General features: G+C 64.9%; 14 protein-coding genes. All 14 read left to right on the top strand.

All coding sequences use genetic code 11. The features are described from left to right. Nucleotides 1-159: 159 nt before the first annotated feature. The 14 genes from leuC to IB274_RS00675 all read left to right on the top strand — a co-directional run bounded on the left by leuC (nucleotide 160) and on the right by IB274_RS00675 (nucleotide 16,330). A complete protein-coding gene (leuC, locus tag IB274_RS00740) occupies nucleotides 160-1,587 on the top strand; it encodes a 3-isopropylmalate dehydratase large subunit (protein WP_192430229.1) in 1,428 nt (475 codons plus the stop codon). 11 nt (nucleotides 1,588-1,598) lie between these two features. Continuing rightward, nucleotides 1,599-2,243, top strand: coding sequence for a 3-isopropylmalate dehydratase small subunit (gene leuD / locus IB274_RS00735; RefSeq protein ID WP_192430228.1), 645 nt, complete (start codon nucleotides 1,599-1,601; stop codon nucleotides 2,241-2,243). Between the two features lie 32 nt (nucleotides 2,244-2,275). After that, on the top strand, nucleotides 2,276-3,040 hold the full coding sequence (locus IB274_RS00730) for a class I SAM-dependent methyltransferase (RefSeq protein ID WP_192430227.1): 765 nt from the start codon (nucleotides 2,276-2,278) through the stop codon (nucleotides 3,038-3,040). A 105-nt stretch (nucleotides 3,041-3,145) separates the two neighbouring features. Continuing rightward, nucleotides 3,146-4,228 carry a 3-isopropylmalate dehydrogenase gene (leuB, locus tag IB274_RS00725; protein ID WP_192430226.1) on the top strand — a complete coding sequence of 361 codons (1,083 nt, stop codon included), beginning with the start codon at nucleotides 3,146-3,148 and terminating at the stop codon, nucleotides 4,226-4,228. An 81-nt stretch (nucleotides 4,229-4,309) separates the two neighbouring features. Continuing rightward, nucleotides 4,310-5,422, top strand: a complete 1,113-nt coding sequence (gene asd / locus IB274_RS00720) for an aspartate-semialdehyde dehydrogenase (protein ID WP_138215011.1) — start codon at nucleotides 4,310-4,312, stop codon at nucleotides 5,420-5,422. A 311-nt stretch (nucleotides 5,423-5,733) separates the two neighbouring features. Beyond that, nucleotides 5,734-6,882 (top strand): FimV family protein, encoded by a 1,149-nt coding sequence (locus tag IB274_RS00715; RefSeq protein WP_225614612.1) that lies wholly within the window; start codon nucleotides 5,734-5,736, stop codon nucleotides 6,880-6,882. Between the two features lie 95 nt (nucleotides 6,883-6,977). Then, entirely contained in the window at nucleotides 6,978-7,988 is a 1,011-nt protein-coding gene (locus IB274_RS00710; protein WP_192430225.1) for an aspartate-semialdehyde dehydrogenase, read from the top strand. Between the two features lie 168 nt (nucleotides 7,989-8,156). Further along, nucleotides 8,157-11,027, top strand: coding sequence for a FimV family protein (locus tag IB274_RS00705; protein WP_192430224.1), 2,871 nt, complete (start codon nucleotides 8,157-8,159; stop codon nucleotides 11,025-11,027). A gap of 19 nt (nucleotides 11,028-11,046) precedes the next feature. Beyond that, entirely contained in the window at nucleotides 11,047-11,904 is an 858-nt protein-coding gene (gene truA, locus IB274_RS00700; protein ID WP_192430223.1) for a tRNA pseudouridine(38-40) synthase TruA, read from the top strand. A gap of 57 nt (nucleotides 11,905-11,961) precedes the next feature. Continuing rightward, complete coding sequence (locus tag IB274_RS00695; RefSeq protein WP_192430222.1) at nucleotides 11,962-12,585, top strand: phosphoribosylanthranilate isomerase; 624 nt, start codon at nucleotides 11,962-11,964, stop codon at nucleotides 12,583-12,585. 257 nt (nucleotides 12,586-12,842) lie between these two features. Further along, nucleotides 12,843-13,718, top strand: a complete 876-nt coding sequence (accD, locus tag IB274_RS00690) for an acetyl-CoA carboxylase, carboxyltransferase subunit beta (RefSeq protein WP_192430221.1) — start codon at nucleotides 12,843-12,845, stop codon at nucleotides 13,716-13,718. Beyond that, a complete protein-coding gene (gene folC / locus IB274_RS00685) occupies nucleotides 13,715-14,995 on the top strand; it encodes a bifunctional tetrahydrofolate synthase/dihydrofolate synthase (RefSeq protein WP_192430220.1) in 1,281 nt (426 codons plus the stop codon). The genes accD and folC overlap by 4 nt, the downstream gene beginning before the upstream one ends. A 22-nt stretch (nucleotides 14,996-15,017) precedes the next feature. Then, nucleotides 15,018-15,683, top strand: coding sequence for an SPOR domain-containing protein (locus IB274_RS00680; RefSeq protein ID WP_192430219.1), 666 nt, complete (start codon nucleotides 15,018-15,020; stop codon nucleotides 15,681-15,683). Between the two features lie 104 nt (nucleotides 15,684-15,787). After that, nucleotides 15,788-16,330 (top strand): CvpA family protein, encoded by a 543-nt coding sequence (locus tag IB274_RS00675; RefSeq protein ID WP_192430218.1) that lies wholly within the window; start codon nucleotides 15,788-15,790, stop codon nucleotides 16,328-16,330. Nucleotides 16,331-16,391 lie beyond the last annotated feature (61 nt).

Here is a 16,391-nt window from a genome sequence, read left to right as displayed (position 1 = left end):
CCCTGCGCTCTGGCGGCGGCGCCCGACTTTTATAGCGCACCGTATTCCTCGTGGGAATCCTTTGGATAAAAAATATGAATTTGAGTTATTTGACGACAAGCCATAGCATCATCCCCACAAGCCCTAGGGGCATAGAAAGACGCTGATGAGGACTCTCTGATGGCCGGCAAGACGCTCTACGACAAACTCTGGGAAATGCACGAGGTGAAGCGCCGTGACGATGGTTCGTCGCTCATCTACATCGACCGTCACATCCTCCACGAAGTGACCTCGCCGCAGGCCTTCGAAGGTCTGCGCCTGGCCGGCCGCAAGCCGTGGCGCATCGACGCGAACATCGCGACCCCGGACCACAACGTGCCGACCACCCAGGTCGAGCGCCAGGGCGGCCTCGCGGCCATCGCCGACGAAGTGTCGCGCATCCAGGTACAGACCCTGGACGAGAACTGCGATGACTTCGGCATCCTCGAATTCAAGATGAACGACGTCCGTCAGGGCATCGTTCACGTGGTCGGCCCGGAGCAGGGCGCGACCCTGCCGGGCATGACCGTGGTCTGCGGCGACTCGCACACCTCGACCCACGGCGCCTTTGGTGCGCTGGCCCATGGCATCGGCACCTCCGAGGTGGAGCACGTGCTCGCCACCCAGTGCCTGGTCGCCAAGAAGATGAAGAACATGCAGGTTCGCGTGGAAGGCAAACTGCCCTTCGGCGTGACCGCCAAGGACATCGTCCTCGCGGTGATCGGCAAGATCGGCACCGCCGGCGGCAACGGCCATGCCCTGGAATTCGCCGGCAGCGCCATCCGCGACCTGTCCATGGAAGGCCGCATGACCATCTGCAACATGTCCATTGAAGCGGGCGCTCGCGTCGGCATGGTGGCGTGCGACCAGAAGACCGTCGACTACGTGAAGGGCCGTCCGTTCTCGCCGCAAGGCAGTGACTGGGACAAGGCCGTGGAAGCCTGGGGCGATCTGGTTTCCGACGCCGATGCGCACTTCGACACCATCGTCGAGCTGCGTGCCGAGGACATCAAGCCGCAGGTCAGCTGGGGTACTTCGCCCGAGATGGTCCTCGCAGTGGACCAGAACGTGCCGGACCCGGCGGCCGAAGCCGATGCGGTCAAGCGCGATTCCATCGTCCGCGCGCTGAAATACATGGGCCTGAATGCCAACCAGGCGATCACCGATATCCAGCTGGATCGCGTGTTCATCGGCTCCTGCACCAACTCGCGCATCGAAGACCTGCGCGCTGCCGCCGCCGTGGCCAAGGGCCGCAAGGTCGCTGCCACGGTGAAGCAGGCGCTGGTCGTGCCGGGTTCGGGCCTGGTGAAAGCCCAGGCCGAGCAGGAAGGCCTGGACAAGATCTTCATCGAAGCCGGCTTCGAATGGCGTGAACCAGGCTGCTCCATGTGCCTGGCGATGAACCCGGACCGCCTGGAGAGCGGCGAGCATTGCGCTTCCACCTCCAACCGCAACTTCGAAGGCCGCCAGGGCGCAGGTGGTCGTACCCACCTGGTGAGCCCGGCGATGGCCGCCGCGGCTGCCGTGACCGGCCGTTTCATCGACGTACGTGAATTGATGCAGGCCTGAGGAGACCGAACATGAAAGCCTTTACCCAGCACACCGGTCTCGTTGCGCCGCTCGATCGCGCCAACGTCGACACCGACCAGATCATCCCCAAGCAGTTCCTCAAGTCGATCAAGCGCACTGGCTTCGGCCCGAACCTGTTCGATGAGTGGCGCTACCTCGATGTGGGGCAGCCCAACCAGGACAACTCCAAGCGTCCGGTGAACAAGGACTTCGTCCTCAACTTCCCGCGTTTTCAGGGCGCCAGCGTGCTGCTGGCCCGGGAAAACTTCGGTTGCGGCTCCTCCCGCGAGCACGCGCCGTGGGCGCTGGACGAGTACGGCTTCCGCACCGTGATCGCACCGAGCTTCGCCGACATCTTCTTCAACAACAGCTTCAAGAACGGCCTGCTGCCGATCATCCTGAAGGATGAGGAAGTCGACGAGCTGTTCGAGCAGTGCGAAGCCACCGAGGGTTACCAGCTGACCGTTGACCTCGCCGCGCAGACCGTGACCCGTCCGGACGGCAAGCAGTACAGCTTCGAAGTGGATGCGTTCCGCAAGCACTGCCTGCTCAACGGCCTGGACGACATCGGCCTGACCCTGCAGGACGCCGAGGCCATCCGCAGTTTCGAGACCGGCTACAAGCAGAACCAGCCCTGGTTGTTCCGCGACGCCTGAGCGGCGTCGCACCACTCTTCAAGGAGAGCACCATGACCGAGAGTCGTCACGAGCAAGTGGTCCAGCGCCAGTTCGGCGCCCAGGCCAACGCTTACCTGACCAGCGCCGTACACGCCCAGGGCGAAGAGTTCGCCCAGCTGCGCGAGCGACTGTCGACGACTACCGGTGCGCGCGTGCTCGACCTGGGTAGCGGGGCAGGGCATGTGAGCTTCAACGTAGCGCCGCTGGCTGGCGAAGTGGTGGCTTACGACCTGTCCCAGCAGATGCTCGATGTGGTGGCCTCGGCCGCCGCCGAGCGTGGGCTGGGCAACATCGCCACGCGCTGTGGCGCCGCCGAGCAGCTGCCGTTCGAGGACGGCGAGTTCGATTTCGTCTTCAGCCGCTATTCCGCGCACCACTGGCGGGATGTCGGCCAGGCGCTGCGCGAAGTGCGCCGGGTGCTCAAACCGGGCGGCGTGGTCTGCTTCATCGATGTCGCGGCACCGGGCTTGCCTCTGCTGGACACCTATCTGCAGACTGTCGAGGTCCTGCGCGACACCAGCCATGTGCGTGACTATTCCCCGTCGGAGTGGGCACGTCTGGTCGGCGAAGCGGGCCTCGCGGTGACTGCCGCCAAGCGCCAGCGTCTGCGCCTGGAGTTCACTTCCTGGGTCGAGCGCATGCGCACCCCTGAGGTGATGCGCCAGGCCATTCGTGCCCTGCAGCTTTCGATGGGCGACGAGGTGCGCGAGTATTTCGAGATCGACGCCGAGGGTTCTTTCAGCACTGATGTGCTGGTGCTCTGGGCGGAGCGCTGAATTCAAGGTTCTGACCGCCCCCGGATGGCGCGAGCCATCCGGGGCGTTACGTTATTTGCCAAGCGGCTTTATTTGCCAAGCGACTTTCAAAAAGTGAGCAGAAAGATGAGCAAACAGATTCTGGTTCTCCCCGGCGACGGTATCGGCCCGGAAATCATGGCCGAAGCGGTCAAGGTGCTGGAGCTGGCCAACGACAAGTTCTCCCTGGGCTTCGAGCTGACCGAGGACGTGATCGGCGGCGCCGCCATCGACAAGCACGGTGTACCGCTGGCCGACGAGACCCTGGAGCGCGCGCGCGCTTCCGACGCCGTGCTGCTGGGCGCCGTGGGTGGCCCGAAGTGGGACAAGATCGAACGTGACATCCGTCCCGAGCGTGGCCTGCTGAAGATCCGCTCGCAGCTGGGCCTGTTCGGCAACCTGCGCCCGGCCATCCTCTACCCGCAACTGGCCGATGCCTCCAGCCTGAAGCCCGAAGTGGTCGCCGGCCTGGACATCCTCATCGTCCGCGAGCTGACCGGTGGCATCTACTTCGGCCAACCGCGCGAGCAGCGCGTGCTGGAGAACGGCGAGCGCCAGGCGTACGACACCCTCCCGTACAGCGAGAGCGAAATCCGCCGCATCGCCCGTGTCGGCTTCGACATGGCCCGCGTGCGCAACAAGAAGCTCTGCTCGGTGGACAAGGCCAACGTCCTGGCTTCCAGCCAGCTGTGGCGCGAAGTGGTCGAGGAAGTCGCCAAGGACTACCCGGACATCGAGCTGTCGCACATGTACGTCGACAACGCTGCCATGCAACTGGTCCGCGCGCCCAAGCAGTTCGACGTGATGGTGACCGACAACATGTTCGGCGACATCCTGTCGGATGAGGCTTCCATGCTCACCGGCTCCATCGGCATGCTGCCTTCCGCCTCGCTGGATTCGAACAACAAGGGCATGTACGAGCCCTGCCACGGTTCCGCGCCGGACATCGCCGGCAAGGGCATCGCCAACCCGCTGGCGACCATCCTCTCGGTCTCGATGATGCTGCGTTACACCTTCAACGAAGGTGCCGCTGCCGACGCCATCGAGAAGGCCGTGAGCCTGGTGCTCGACCAGGGTCTGCGTACCGGTGACATCTGGTCCGAAGGCTGCACCAAGGTCGGTACCCGCGAAATGGGCGATGCGGTAGTCGCGGCTCTGCGGAATCTGTAATCTGTTCGGCTCGCTCGTTCCCGCGCTCTTGTCAGGAATGCGGGAGCGACGGCCCTCTAAATATATGAAGGTGTAGTAGCGATGAAGCGTGTAGGTCTGATCGGTTGGCGTGGCATGGTGGGTTCGGTGCTCATGCAGCGGATGCTGGAAGAGCGGGACTTCGACCTGATCGAGCCGGTGTTCTTCACCACTTCCAACGTGGGTGGCGAAGGTCCGTCCATTGGCAAGGACATTGCCCCCCTCAAAGACGCCTACAGCATCGAGGAACTGAAAACCCTCGACGTCATCCTGACCTGCCAGGGCGGCGACTACACCAGCGAAGTCTTCCCCAAGCTGCGCGAAGCCGGCTGGCAGGGCTACTGGATCGATGCCGCCTCCAGCCTGCGCATGCAGGATGACGCGGTGATCGTCCTCGACCCGGTGAACCGCAAGGTCATCGACAACTCGCTGGACGCCGGCACCAAGAACTACATCGGCGGCAACTGCACCGTCAGCCTGATGCTGATGGCCCTGGGCGGCCTGTTCGAAGCCGGCCTGGTCGAGTGGATGAGCGCGATGACCTATCAGGCGGCCTCGGGCGCCGGTGCGCAGAACATGCGCGAGCTGATCAAGCAGATGGGCGCCATCAACGCTTCCGTCGCCGATGACCTGGCCAACCCGTCCAGCGCCATCCTCGACATCGACCGCAAGGTCGCCGAAGCCATCCGCAGCGACGCCATGCCCACCGAGAACTTCGGTGCGCCGCTGGCCGGCAGCCTGATCCCGTGGATCGACAAGGAACTGCCCAACGGCCAGAGCCGCGAAGAGTGGAAAGGCCAGGCAGAGACCAACAAGATCCTCGGCCGCTTCAAGAACCCGATCCCGGTGGATGGCATCTGCGTGCGCATTGGCGCCATGCGCTGCCACAGCCAGGCGCTGACCATCAAGCTGAACAAGGATGTACCCATCGCGGACATCGAAGGCCTGATCAGCCAGCACAATCCCTGGGTCAAGCTGATCCCCAACCAGCGCGAGATCAGCATGCGCGAACTGACTCCGGCGGCCGTCACCGGCACCCTGAGCGTTCCGGTCGGCCGTCTGCGCAAGCTCAACATGGGCACTCAGTTCCTGGGCGCCTTCACCGTGGGCGACCAGCTGCTGTGGGGCGCCGCCGAACCGCTGCGCCGCATGCTGCGTATCCTGCTCGAGCGTTGATTCGCTCCTGAGTGTGAATCCCACGACGCCGGCCTGAGCCGGCGTCGTGCTTTGTGGCGCACGAGAAGTTCCCAGCGTGTAGGTGAACCGCCGCACAAAAACGCCAGTCCGTTTGACTGCCGGCTCTTTGGCGCCAGTTTCTGTGACGCACCCGCAAATGCCACCGGGAACCAGTCGCTATCCTCGCAGCCCGTCCATGGGGACAGGTTTCGGCGCGCCTTTTCGCGCCGGCCGACGGCAAGCAAGCAGCGGGGGAGACAATGGCTCGGTTACACAAATTGTGGTTGGCGACGGCAGTCGCCGCGGCGTTCATGCCGGGCATGGCAGGCGCCCTGGAGCTGGGCGACATCTCCTCGCGGGCAGCGCTGGGGCAGACCCTCTCGGCCAATATCGACCTGCGCGGCGTGGCTGACCTGAGTTCTGAAGAAGTCGCGGTGAGTCTTGCCTCGGCAGATGACTTCGAGCGTCTGGGTGTGGACCGCAATGTGGTCGCCAGCGGGCTGAAATTCACGCCCGACGTCGGCAAGAACGGCCGTGGCGTCATTCACGTCAGCTCGTCCAAGCCGATTCGCGAGCCCTACGTGAACTTCGTCCTCCAGGTGGTCTGGCCGCAGGGTCGCCTGGTGCGCGAATTCACCTTGCTGCTGGACCCGCCGACCTACCTGGCCAGCCCGGTCACGCCGCCGGCCATCGCGCCGGTGGCTGCGGTCCGCGCGCCGCAAGTGCAACCGCTGGCGCCGTCGGTAGCGCCATCGGTTGCCAATTCGCCGGCTGACAGCTATCGCATCCAGCGCAACGACGCGCTGTGGGACATCGCGTCGCGCAATCGGCCTTCCAGCAGCGTCTCGGTCATGCAGACCATGGTGGCGATCCAGCGCATGAACCCCGATGCCTTCGTCGACGGCAACGTCAATCGCCTGAAAGCCGGCCAGGTCCTGCGCCTGCCCAGCGAACAGCAGATTCGCGAGCAGAGCCACGCCCAGGCCGTGGCTCACGTAGAAACCCAGAATTCCGAGTGGAAAGCCAAGCGCAATCCGCAACTGGCCCAGCAGGGTCGCCAGTTGGACGCGACCCACAAGGCCGAAGCGGGCAGCGCGCCGGCAAAGGCCGAAGAGAGCGACAACCTGCGCCTGATCTCCGGTCAGCCGGGCAAGGACAAGGGCAAGGTCGAGGCCGAGCAACTGGCGGTGGCTCAGGAGGGCCTGGACAGCGCGCATCGCGAGGGCGATGAATTGCGCAGCCGGATATCCGACCTGGAAAGCCAGACCCAGAAACTGAACAAGCTGATCGAGCTGAAGGATTCGCAGATCGCCGGTCTCATCGCGCGTCTGGCCGAGCAGGACCGCGCCAGGACCCAGGCGGCTCCGCAAGCCGGCAATCCCCAGGCTGCAGCCGGTGCGGTTGCCCAGGCCGGCGCGCCGCTGACCGCCCAGGCGGCGGAGGGTGCGCCGCGCCCCTGAGCTGCGGCGATAGGCGGCGGGGCCCTCGATTGCTTCGCCGCTGGTGGGGGCAGTAAAGTGCTGCGCTACTTTACCCACCGATTGTGAGACCCCGGATGCCTGAAACACTCGACATCGCCGTAGTAGGCGCCACTGGACTCGTTGGCGAGGCTTTGGTCGAACTGCTGGAAGAGCGCGACTTCCCTGTCGCCAACCTATACCTGCTGGCCAGCGGCGAATCCGCCGGCAAGTCGATCGCTTTCCGCGGGCGCAACATCCGGGTCGGCAAGCTCGATGATTTCGACTTCGCCAAGGTGCGCCTGGCCTTCCTCTCCGTGGGCGCCGAAGCTGCTGCCGACTGCGCCGCCCGCGCCCGTGCGGCCGGTTGCAGCGTGATCGATCTCAGTGGGGCGTCGCTGAGCAATGCCGCCGCGCTGCTGGCCCAGGCCAGCGTGAATGGCGAGGCCGTCGAAACCCTGCAGCTTCCCGCCTTGATTGCTGCCCCGGCAGCGCCGGCCGCCGAGGTTGCCGAAGTGCTTGCCGTGCTGCGCGGCGTGCTGGAGCTTCGCCAGGTCACTGTGAGCGCCTGCCTGTCCGCTTCCGCGCTAGGGCGCGAGGGTGTGCAGGAGTTGGCGCGGCAGACCGCCGAGCTGCTCAATGCCCGTCCGCTGGAGCCGCGGCTGGTGGATCGCCAGTTCGCCTTCAACATGCTGGCGCAGTTGGGCGGCGTCGACGAGCAGGGCTATTCCGTGGTGGAGCGCCGCATCGGGGAAGAGCTCGCCGTGCTGTTCCCCGAGCTGAAGAATGGTCTGAGCGTGACCTGCAGCCTGGCGCCGGTATTCTTTGGCGATACCCTGATGCTTTCCATCAAGGCGGCAGCGCCGGTTTCCCTGGCGGCTGTCAGCGGTGCCCTGGACGCGGCCGAAGGTATCGAGCTGGTGCAAGACGATTACCCGACTGTCATCGGTGATGCACAGGGACAGGATAGTGTTTACGTCGGTCGCCTACGGACCGGTCTGGCAGATTCATGCGAACTGAATTTGTGGATTGCGTCAGATAATGTGAGAAAAGGCGCAGCCCTAAATGCTGTGAACTTGGGCGAATTGTTGATAAAACACTATCTGTAAAAGATACTTACCGAATATTTGAAGAAGTATTCTAGCTTGGCAATACTGGCCGGGAACGTCGCTGACAGGGGAGAACACCGCCGTAAAAACGGAAGGTGTAGTGGGCAGCGGCGCCCGTTAGACGTTGTTCTAATCCAGAAAAAAGCTATTAAAACAAGGGATTAATATATGGTCCGGCTTCGCAAACTGGTGCAGGCAATCGCAGCTGCTTCGGCACTGACCTCGGGCATGGCGCATGCGCTGGGGTTGGGGGATATCCACCTGCGTTCGGCGCTGAACCAGCCGCTGGATGCCGAAATCGAGCTGGTCGAAGTTCGTGACCTGTCCGCGGCCGAGGTAATCCCGAAGCTGGCTTCGCCAGAAGACTTCAACAAGGCCGGCGTCGACCGCCAGTACTTCCTGACCGGGCTGAAATTCACGCCCATCGTCAAGCCGAACGGCAAGAGCGTCATTCGCGTGACCTCCGACCGGCCAGTGCAGGAACCCTACCTGAACTTCCTCGTGGAAGTGCTCTGGCCCAATGGCCGGCTGCTGCGCGAGTACACCGTGCTGCTGGACCCGCCGCTGTATTCGCCGCAGACCGCTGCCGCCGTGCCGCGTGCGCCGATGGCCGTTCCCGCTCCGGTGGTGCGCCCGTCCGCCACTGCCGCGCCGCGCGCAACCCCCGCGCCAAGCGCCACTCCTGCCGCCCCGGCTCGGCGCCTGGAAGGCAACGAGTACCGCACCGGCAAGAATGACACCCTCTGGGAAATCGCCGCCCGTGCGCGCCCGGATGGCAGCGTTTCCGTCCAGCAGACCATGCTGGCGATCCAGGACCTCAACCCCGATGCCTTCCTCGGCGGCAATATCAACCGGCTGAAGAGCGGCCAAGTGCTGCGCCTGCCCGATGCCGAGCAGATCAAGGCTCGCACCCAGCCGGCAGCCGTTACCGAGGTCAACCAGCAGTACACCGCCTGGCGTGAAGGCCGAAACCTGCCCACTGGCGGCGCCCGTCAGCTGGATGCCACACCGCGCGCCAACGCCGGCAACGCCCCGGCCCAGGCCGAGGCCAAGGACAGCCTGCGCCTGCTTTCCGGCGAGAACGGCAAGGCCAAGGGGGGCGACAAGGGCAGCAAGGACGGCCAGGCCGTCGCTGACAAGCTGGCCGTCACCAAGGAAAGCCTGGACAGTACCCGTCGCGAGAACGACGAGCTGACCAGCCGCATGACCGACCTGCAGAGCCAGATGGATAAGCTGCAGAAGCTTATCGCGCTGAAGGATGCCCAACTGGCCAAGCTGCAGAGCGAACTGGGCAACGACAAGGCTGGTGCTGCTAACGGCGCCGCTGCTGTTCCGGCTCCTGTGCCGGGCGCCGATTCGGCTGCCCAGCCCGCCACTGCACCGGCTCCGGCGGTCGCAGAGCAACCGGCCGCACCGACTCCGGGGGGCGCTGCAGGCACCCCTCCGGCTCCTGCCGCCGAGGCGCAACCGCAGCCGGCCCCGGCTCCCGCACCAGCTCCTGTCGCAGCGGCCCCCGCGCCGGAAGCGCAGAAGCCAAAACCGGCTCCCGTTGTCGCACCGGTCGAGCAGGCTGAAACCAGCATCGTCGACGAGATTCTCGCCAATCCGATCTGGCTGGGTGCGATTGCTGGTAGCGCGTTGCTGGCATTGCTGGTGCTGCTGATGATCATTTCCCGCCGTCGCGCCGCCAAGGAGCAGGAAAGCCTTGCTGCCTACGTCGGGGATGACGAACCGCATCTCGACGACGACCTGGCCCTTGCCGGCAGCGAACTGGACACCCTGGACGTGCCGCAAGCCGCCGAGGTTGCTGCCCCGGCTCAGACTGCTCCCGAGCGTGTGGCTGCGCAGACCAGCGATGCGCTGGGCGAGGCGGATATCTACATCGCCTATGGTCGTTTCAACCAGGCCGCCGAATTGCTGCAGGGCGCCATCTACGACGAGCCGCAGCGCACCGACCTGCGCCTGAAGCTGATGGAGGTCTATGCCGAGATCGGTGATCGCGAAGGTTTCGCCCGTCAGGAAAACGAGCTGCGCGAAATTGGTGGTGCCGAGCCGCAGGTCGAGCAACTGAAGTCCCGCTACCCGGGGATGGTCACTCTGGCTGCCGTGGGTGGTGGCCTGGCTGCTGCCGCAGCTTCTGCCGACGACCTCGATGGGTTCAGCCTGGACGACTTCGAGGTGGAGCCGACTCCGCCGGCCGTCGAGTCTGCCTCTCAGCCGCACAATGATCTGGATGACGCCTTCGACCTGGCGCTGGACGACCTTGATCTGGGGGACGACAAGCCCGCCGCTCCCGTCGTGCAACAGGACGACGAGCTGTCCTTCGGCAGCTTCGGCCTGGACGACGACCTGAGCCTGGGCGGTTCGCCGGCCGCAGCGCCGAGCGCCAAGGCCGAGGATGATTTCGCCTTTGATCTGGACCTGCCGGAAGAGCCGGTTGCCAAGGTCGAGGCCCCGTCGCTGGTCGACGACCTTAGCGACTTCTCCCTGGACCTGGACAAGGATCTGGAGAAAGACACCCACTCCACCCTGACTTCGGCGGAAGACGACTTCCTGCTCGGCCTGGATGACGACACTGCTTCGCTGTCCGGTGTGAGCCCCGAGGAGTTCACTCTGGATATCGAGAGCAAGGCGCCGCAAGCCGACGACCTGCCGGACGATTTCGACCTGTCCCTGGCGGATGACGAGCCTGCACCGGCCAAGGCTGACGACAGCTTCTCCGCCCAGCTGGATGAAGTCAGCGCCGAGTTGGACCGTCTCTCCGCGCAGAACGACGAGCCGCAGGCTCCGGTCGAGTTGCTGGCAGAAGAAAGCTTCGCTGCCAGCGATTTGGGTCTGCCGGGCGAAGGTGCCGACGATGAAGACGATTTCGACTTCCTCTCCGGTGCCGACGAAGCGGCCACCAAGCTCGACCTGGCGCGTGCCTACATCGACATGGGCGATACCGAAGGCGCCCGCGACATCCTCGATGAAGTCCTCACCGAGGGTAACGACAACCAGCAGCAGGAAGCTCGCGAACTGCTCGGGCGTATCGCCTGAGCCGGAAGGCTCCAGATAGATGATTGAAGCAGTACCCTCAGCGGCGGCCGAATCGGCCGCCGTTGGCGTTTCCAGGATTGCCCTGGGCGTCGAATTCAAAGGCTCGCGCTATCGCGGCTGGCAGCGCCAGGAAAATGGTGTGCCGACCGTGCAGGGCGCGCTGGAAAAAGCTCTGTCCCGGGTGGCTGACCATCCGGTTTCGCTGATGTGCGCGGGTCGTACCGACGCGCTGGTGCACGCGAGCGGGCAGGTGGTGCATTTCGACACCACCGCCGAGCGCTCGCTCATCGCCTGGGTCATGGGCACCAATGCCAACCTGCCCAACGACATCAGCGTGACCTGGGCCAAGGTGATGCCGGCGCATTTCCATGCGCGCTTCACCGCCATGGCGCGGCGCTATCGCTACGTGATCTACAACGACCAGATCCGCCCGGCGCACATGGCCGAGGAAGTCACCTGGAACCACCGTCCGCTGGATGTCTCGCGCATGCGCGAGGCGGCCCGCGCACTGGTCGGCACCCACGACTTCACCTCGTTCCGCGCGGTGCAATGCCAGGCCAAGTCGGCGATCAAGACGGTGCACCATCTCGAGGTGATCGAGCACGGGCGCTTCATCGTGCTGGATGTTCGCGCCAACGCCTTCCTGCATCACATGGTGCGCAATTTCGCCGGGATGCTGATGACCATCGGTGCCGGCGAGCGCCCGGTGGAGTGGGCGGCCGAGGCGCTGGCGGCCCGCGATCGGCGTGCCAGCGGCATCACCGCTCATCCCTACGGGCTGTACCTGGTCAGCGTCGAATACCCGGAGGAGTTCGTGTTGCCCGAGCGGTATCTGGGGCCACATTTCCTTTCAAGTTTGCCGGATACCTTTGGCTGACGATGCCAGGGTCATTTGCTACCATCGATCGATCACTTGCCTGAAGGTTGCTGCATCTTGTCCGCCGTTCGCATCAAAATCTGCGGTATTACCCGAGTCGAGGATGCCCTGGCCGCCGCCGAGGCGGGCGCCGACGCCATCGGCCTGGTGTTCTACGCCAAGAGCCCGCGCGCGGTGAGCATCCAGCAGGCGCGGGCGATCGTTGCCGCGCTGCCGCCCTTCGTCAGTACCGTCGGCCTGTTCGTCGATGCCAGTCGCTGCGAGCTGGGGGAAATCCTCGATGCGGTGCCGCTGGACGTCCTGCAGTTTCACGGTGACGAGACCCCCGAGGTCTGCTCCGGCTGGCACAAGCGCTACATCAAGGCCCTGCGCGTGAAGCCGGGCGACGATGTGGCGGCGCAGATCGCGAAGTATCCTCAGGCCAGCGGCTTCCTCCTCGATACCTATGTGGAAGGCATTCCCGGCGGAACCGGGCGGGCCTTCGACTGGTCGCTGGTACCCAGGGATGTGCAGCGTCCGCTGATCCTGGCCGGCGGTCTGACGGTCGGCAACGTGGCCGACGCCATCGCCCTGGTGCGTCCTTACGCCGTGGATGTGAGCGGCGGGGTGGAGGCGAGCAAGGGCATCAAGGATGCGCAGAAGATCCGCGATTTCATTGCGCAGTGTCGTTCGGTGGCGTGACGCGGAATCTTCATGTGACGACGAGCGGCCTGCCGCCGTCCACTACCCAATCGCTGCCTGTGGGTGGCGCTGGGAGTTGTCGGTGTTGGCAGTCTTGCCCATCGGCGACCCGCATCGAGTGCTGTATCCGTGGCGACGCCCCAGGCGGCGCCTTTGTTTGCGAGGGGTTCCGGCCTTGAGGTCGGAACCGCGACGATGAATTTGCTCAGGGGCACGCGCAACCCATCGCGCCGTGTCACTGCACTGGAGACGAGAGCATGAGCAACTGGCTGGTAGACAAGCTGATCCCTTCCATCATGCGTTCCGAGGCGAAGAAGAGCTCGGTTCCGGAAGGCCTGTGGCACAAGTGCCCGTCCTGCGAGGCGGTGCTGTACCGTCCGGAGCTGGAAAAGACCCTCGACGTCTGCCCCAAGTGCGATCACCACATGCGTATCGGCGCCCGCGCACGCATCGATATCTTCCTCGATGAGGAAGGCCGCGAAGAGCTGGGCGCCGAGCTGGAGCCGGTGGACCGTCTGAAGTTCCGCGACAGCAAGAAGTACAAGGACCGCCTGACCGCCGCGCAGAAAGACACCGGCGAGAAGGATGCGCTGATCTCCATGAGCGGCAAGCTGATGGGCCTGCCGGTCGTAGTCAGCGCCTTCGAGTTCTCCTTCATGGGCGGCTCCATGGGGTCCATCGTCGGCGAGCGCTTCGTGCGCGCCGCCAGCTACGCCCTGGAAAACCGTTGCCCGATGATCTGCTTCTCCGCCTCGGGTGGCGCGCGCATGCAGGAGGCGCTGATCTCCCTGATGCAGATGGCCAAGACCTCCGCCGCGCTGGCCCGCCTGCGCGAAGAGGGCATCCCGTTCATCTCCGTGCTGACCGACCCGGTCTACGGCGGCGTATCCGCCAGCCTGGCGATGCTCGGCGACGTGATTGTCGGCGAGCCGCGCGCCCTGATCGGCTTTGCCGGTCCGCGAGTGATCGAGCAGACCGTGCGCGAGAAGCTGCCGGAAGGCTTCCAGCGCAGCGAGTTCCTGCTGGAGCACGGCGCCATCGACATGATCGTCCACCGTTCGGAAATGCGTCAGCGGCTCGCCAGCCTGCTGGCCAAATTCACCCACACTCCAAGTACCGCGCTCGCAGGATGACCCAACGTACCCTTGCCGACTGGCTCAGCTATCTCGAACAACTCCACCCCACGGCAATCGACATGGGGCTGGATCGCTCCCGTGAAGTGGCTGGCCGACTTGGCCTAGGGCGCCCCGCGCCCCGCGTGGTGACCGTCACCGGCACCAATGGCAAGGGTTCCACCTGCGCCTTTCTCGCCGCCCTGCTCGGCGAGCAGGGCCAGCGCGTCGGCGTCTACAGCTCTCCGCACCTGCTGCGCTACAACGAGCGGGTGCTCATCGATGGCGTCGAAGCCAGCGATGAGGCTCTCTGCGAAGCCTTCGCCGCCGTCGAGGCGGCTCGCGGCGAAATCACCCTGACCTACTTCGAGATGGGCACCCTCGCAGCCCTCTGGCTGTTCGAGCGCGCCAACCTGGATGCCGTGGTACTGGAGGTCGGCCTGGGCGGTCGCCTGGATGCGGTCAACCTGATCGACTCCGACGTCGCCGCGGTGACCAGCATCGGTATCGATCACGCCGACTGGCTGGGCGACACTCGCGAAAGCGTGGCCTTCGAGAAGGCCGGCATCTTCCGCGCCGGCAAGCCTGCGGTCTGTGGTGACCTGGAGCCGCCCGCGCCGATCTTGGAGCAAGCGCGCAAGCTCGGCTCGCCGCTGGTCCTGCGCGGGCGCGATTTCGACCTGGCGATTGGCGAGGGCGACTGGCACTGGCGCGGCTGCTCCGCCACTGGCGAGGCGCTGAGCCTGCACAATCTGCCGCTGCTCGACCTGCCGATGGAGAACGCGGCGCTGGCCTTGCAGGTCTATGCCTTGCTGGACCTGCCGTGGCAGCCCGAGCAACTGGTCGCCGCACTGCAGCGCACCCGCGTGACCGGGCGTCTGGATCGCCGCACCGTGCAATGGCACGGCGAAGAGCGCCACTTGCTGCTCGACGTCGGGCATAATCCGCACGCAGCGCAATACCTTGCCAGCCGCCTGCGTGCAGCGCCGCCCAGGGGGGCGCGCCACGCGGTGTTCGGCCTGCTCGCGGACAAGGATCTCGACGGCGTACTGGAACCCTTGCTCGGCTTGGTGCAGGATTGGGCCGTCGCGCCGCTGCCCACCGGTCGCAGTCGTCCTGCCGCAGAGCTGGAGGCCGCGCTGCAGGCGCGTGGAGCGCAGGTCAGCTGCCATGGCGATATCGCCGCGGCACTGGTGGCGCAGTGCGATGCAGCGGGCACCGATGACGAGATACTGGTGTTCGGTTCGTTCTACAGCGTGGCGGATGCCCTGGAGTGGCTCGCCAAGGCTGCTCAATAAGTGGACCTAAGGGGAGTTGTGCATGGCGTTGCTCGATAAGGGGCTCAAGCAGCGGGTAGTCGGAGCACTGGTGCTGCTGGCGCTGGCCGTGATCTTCCTGCCGATGCTGTTCTCCCGCGAGGATGATGTACGCCAGGTGGTGGTCGAAGCGCCGGTGATGCCCAAGCCACCGGCAATGCCCACCGTAGAAGTGCAACCCACCGAAGTTCCCGAACCTCAGGCTGAGGATGCGGAGAATGCCGTGCCCCCGGCCGAAGCGGCTTCGGCGCAGGCGCCTTCCGTTCCCATTGCCAGCCTGCCAACCCAGCAGGCCCAGCCGACGCAGCCCAAGGCTCCTGCACCGCAGCCGGCTGCTCCCAAGCCTGCACAGCAGCCTGCTCAGGTCCAGACCACTATTGCTCCTGCCGCTCCGGCGCAACAGCCGGCCCAGCGCCTGGACAGCAATAACCTCCCCGTGAGCTGGTCGGTGCAACTGGCCAGCCTGTCCAATCGCGCCCGCGCCGACGAGCTGCAGAAGTCCTTGCGCAGCCAGGGCTATAACGCCTACGTGCGTAGCTTCGACGGAATGAACCGCGTCTTTGTTGGTCCGGTGGTCGAGCGCGCCGAGGCGGATCGTCTGCGTGACCAGCTTGGTAAACAGCAGAAACTCAACGGTTTCGTGGTGCGCTTCCAGCCTGAGCGTGGCTGAGTCCGTTCGTTAGCTTCTCTCAATCAGCCCCATGTAAAACTGGGGCTCTTCTAAATCGAAGGCCTCTGCTAAAATGCGGGGCCTTTCCGTTTCTGGGCCGCAACGTGGCATTTACCTGGGTCGATTGGACGATGATCGGCATCATCGTCATTTCCAGCCTGATCAGCTTGAGCCGTGGTTTCGTCAAGGAAGCCCTGTCGCTGGTCACCTGGATCGTAGCCGGTGCGGTCGCCTGGATGTTCGGCGGCGCCCTGGCCGAGCATCTCGCACCCTACATCCAGCTGCCCTCGGGGCGTGTCATTGCCGCCTGCGCTCTTCTTTTCGTCGTCACGCTGCTGCTGGGCGCACTCGTCAATTTCCTCATCAGTGAGCTGGTGCGGGTGACAGGCATGTCCGGCACCGACCGTGTGCTCGGCATGGTGTTCGGCGGAGCCCGTGGCGTGCTGCTGGTGGTTTTGCTGGTAGGCCTGCTAAGCCTGGCGCCGGTACAACAGGACCCGTGGTGGCAGCAATCGGTGCTGATGCCGCATTTCCTGATGGTCGCCGACTGGTCGAAGAACTTCATCCTGACTTTTGCCGGGCAGTGGATGTCCGGCGTGACCATCACTCCGCCGTCCGGAGTGGGTGGTTTGCTGCCGGCCCAGTGAGGGGCGGGCGGAGGCGACGGGTAGCCGTCGCCGCTACGGCAGGTCCGGTGGATACTGCCGA

Source organism: Pseudomonas sp. PDM18 (assembly GCF_014852585.1).
Classification (GTDB): Bacteria; Pseudomonadota; Gammaproteobacteria; order Pseudomonadales; family Pseudomonadaceae; genus Pseudomonas.
Note: the sequence above shows the minus strand (reverse complement) of the source record. Positions and strands in the feature narration are given on the sequence as shown.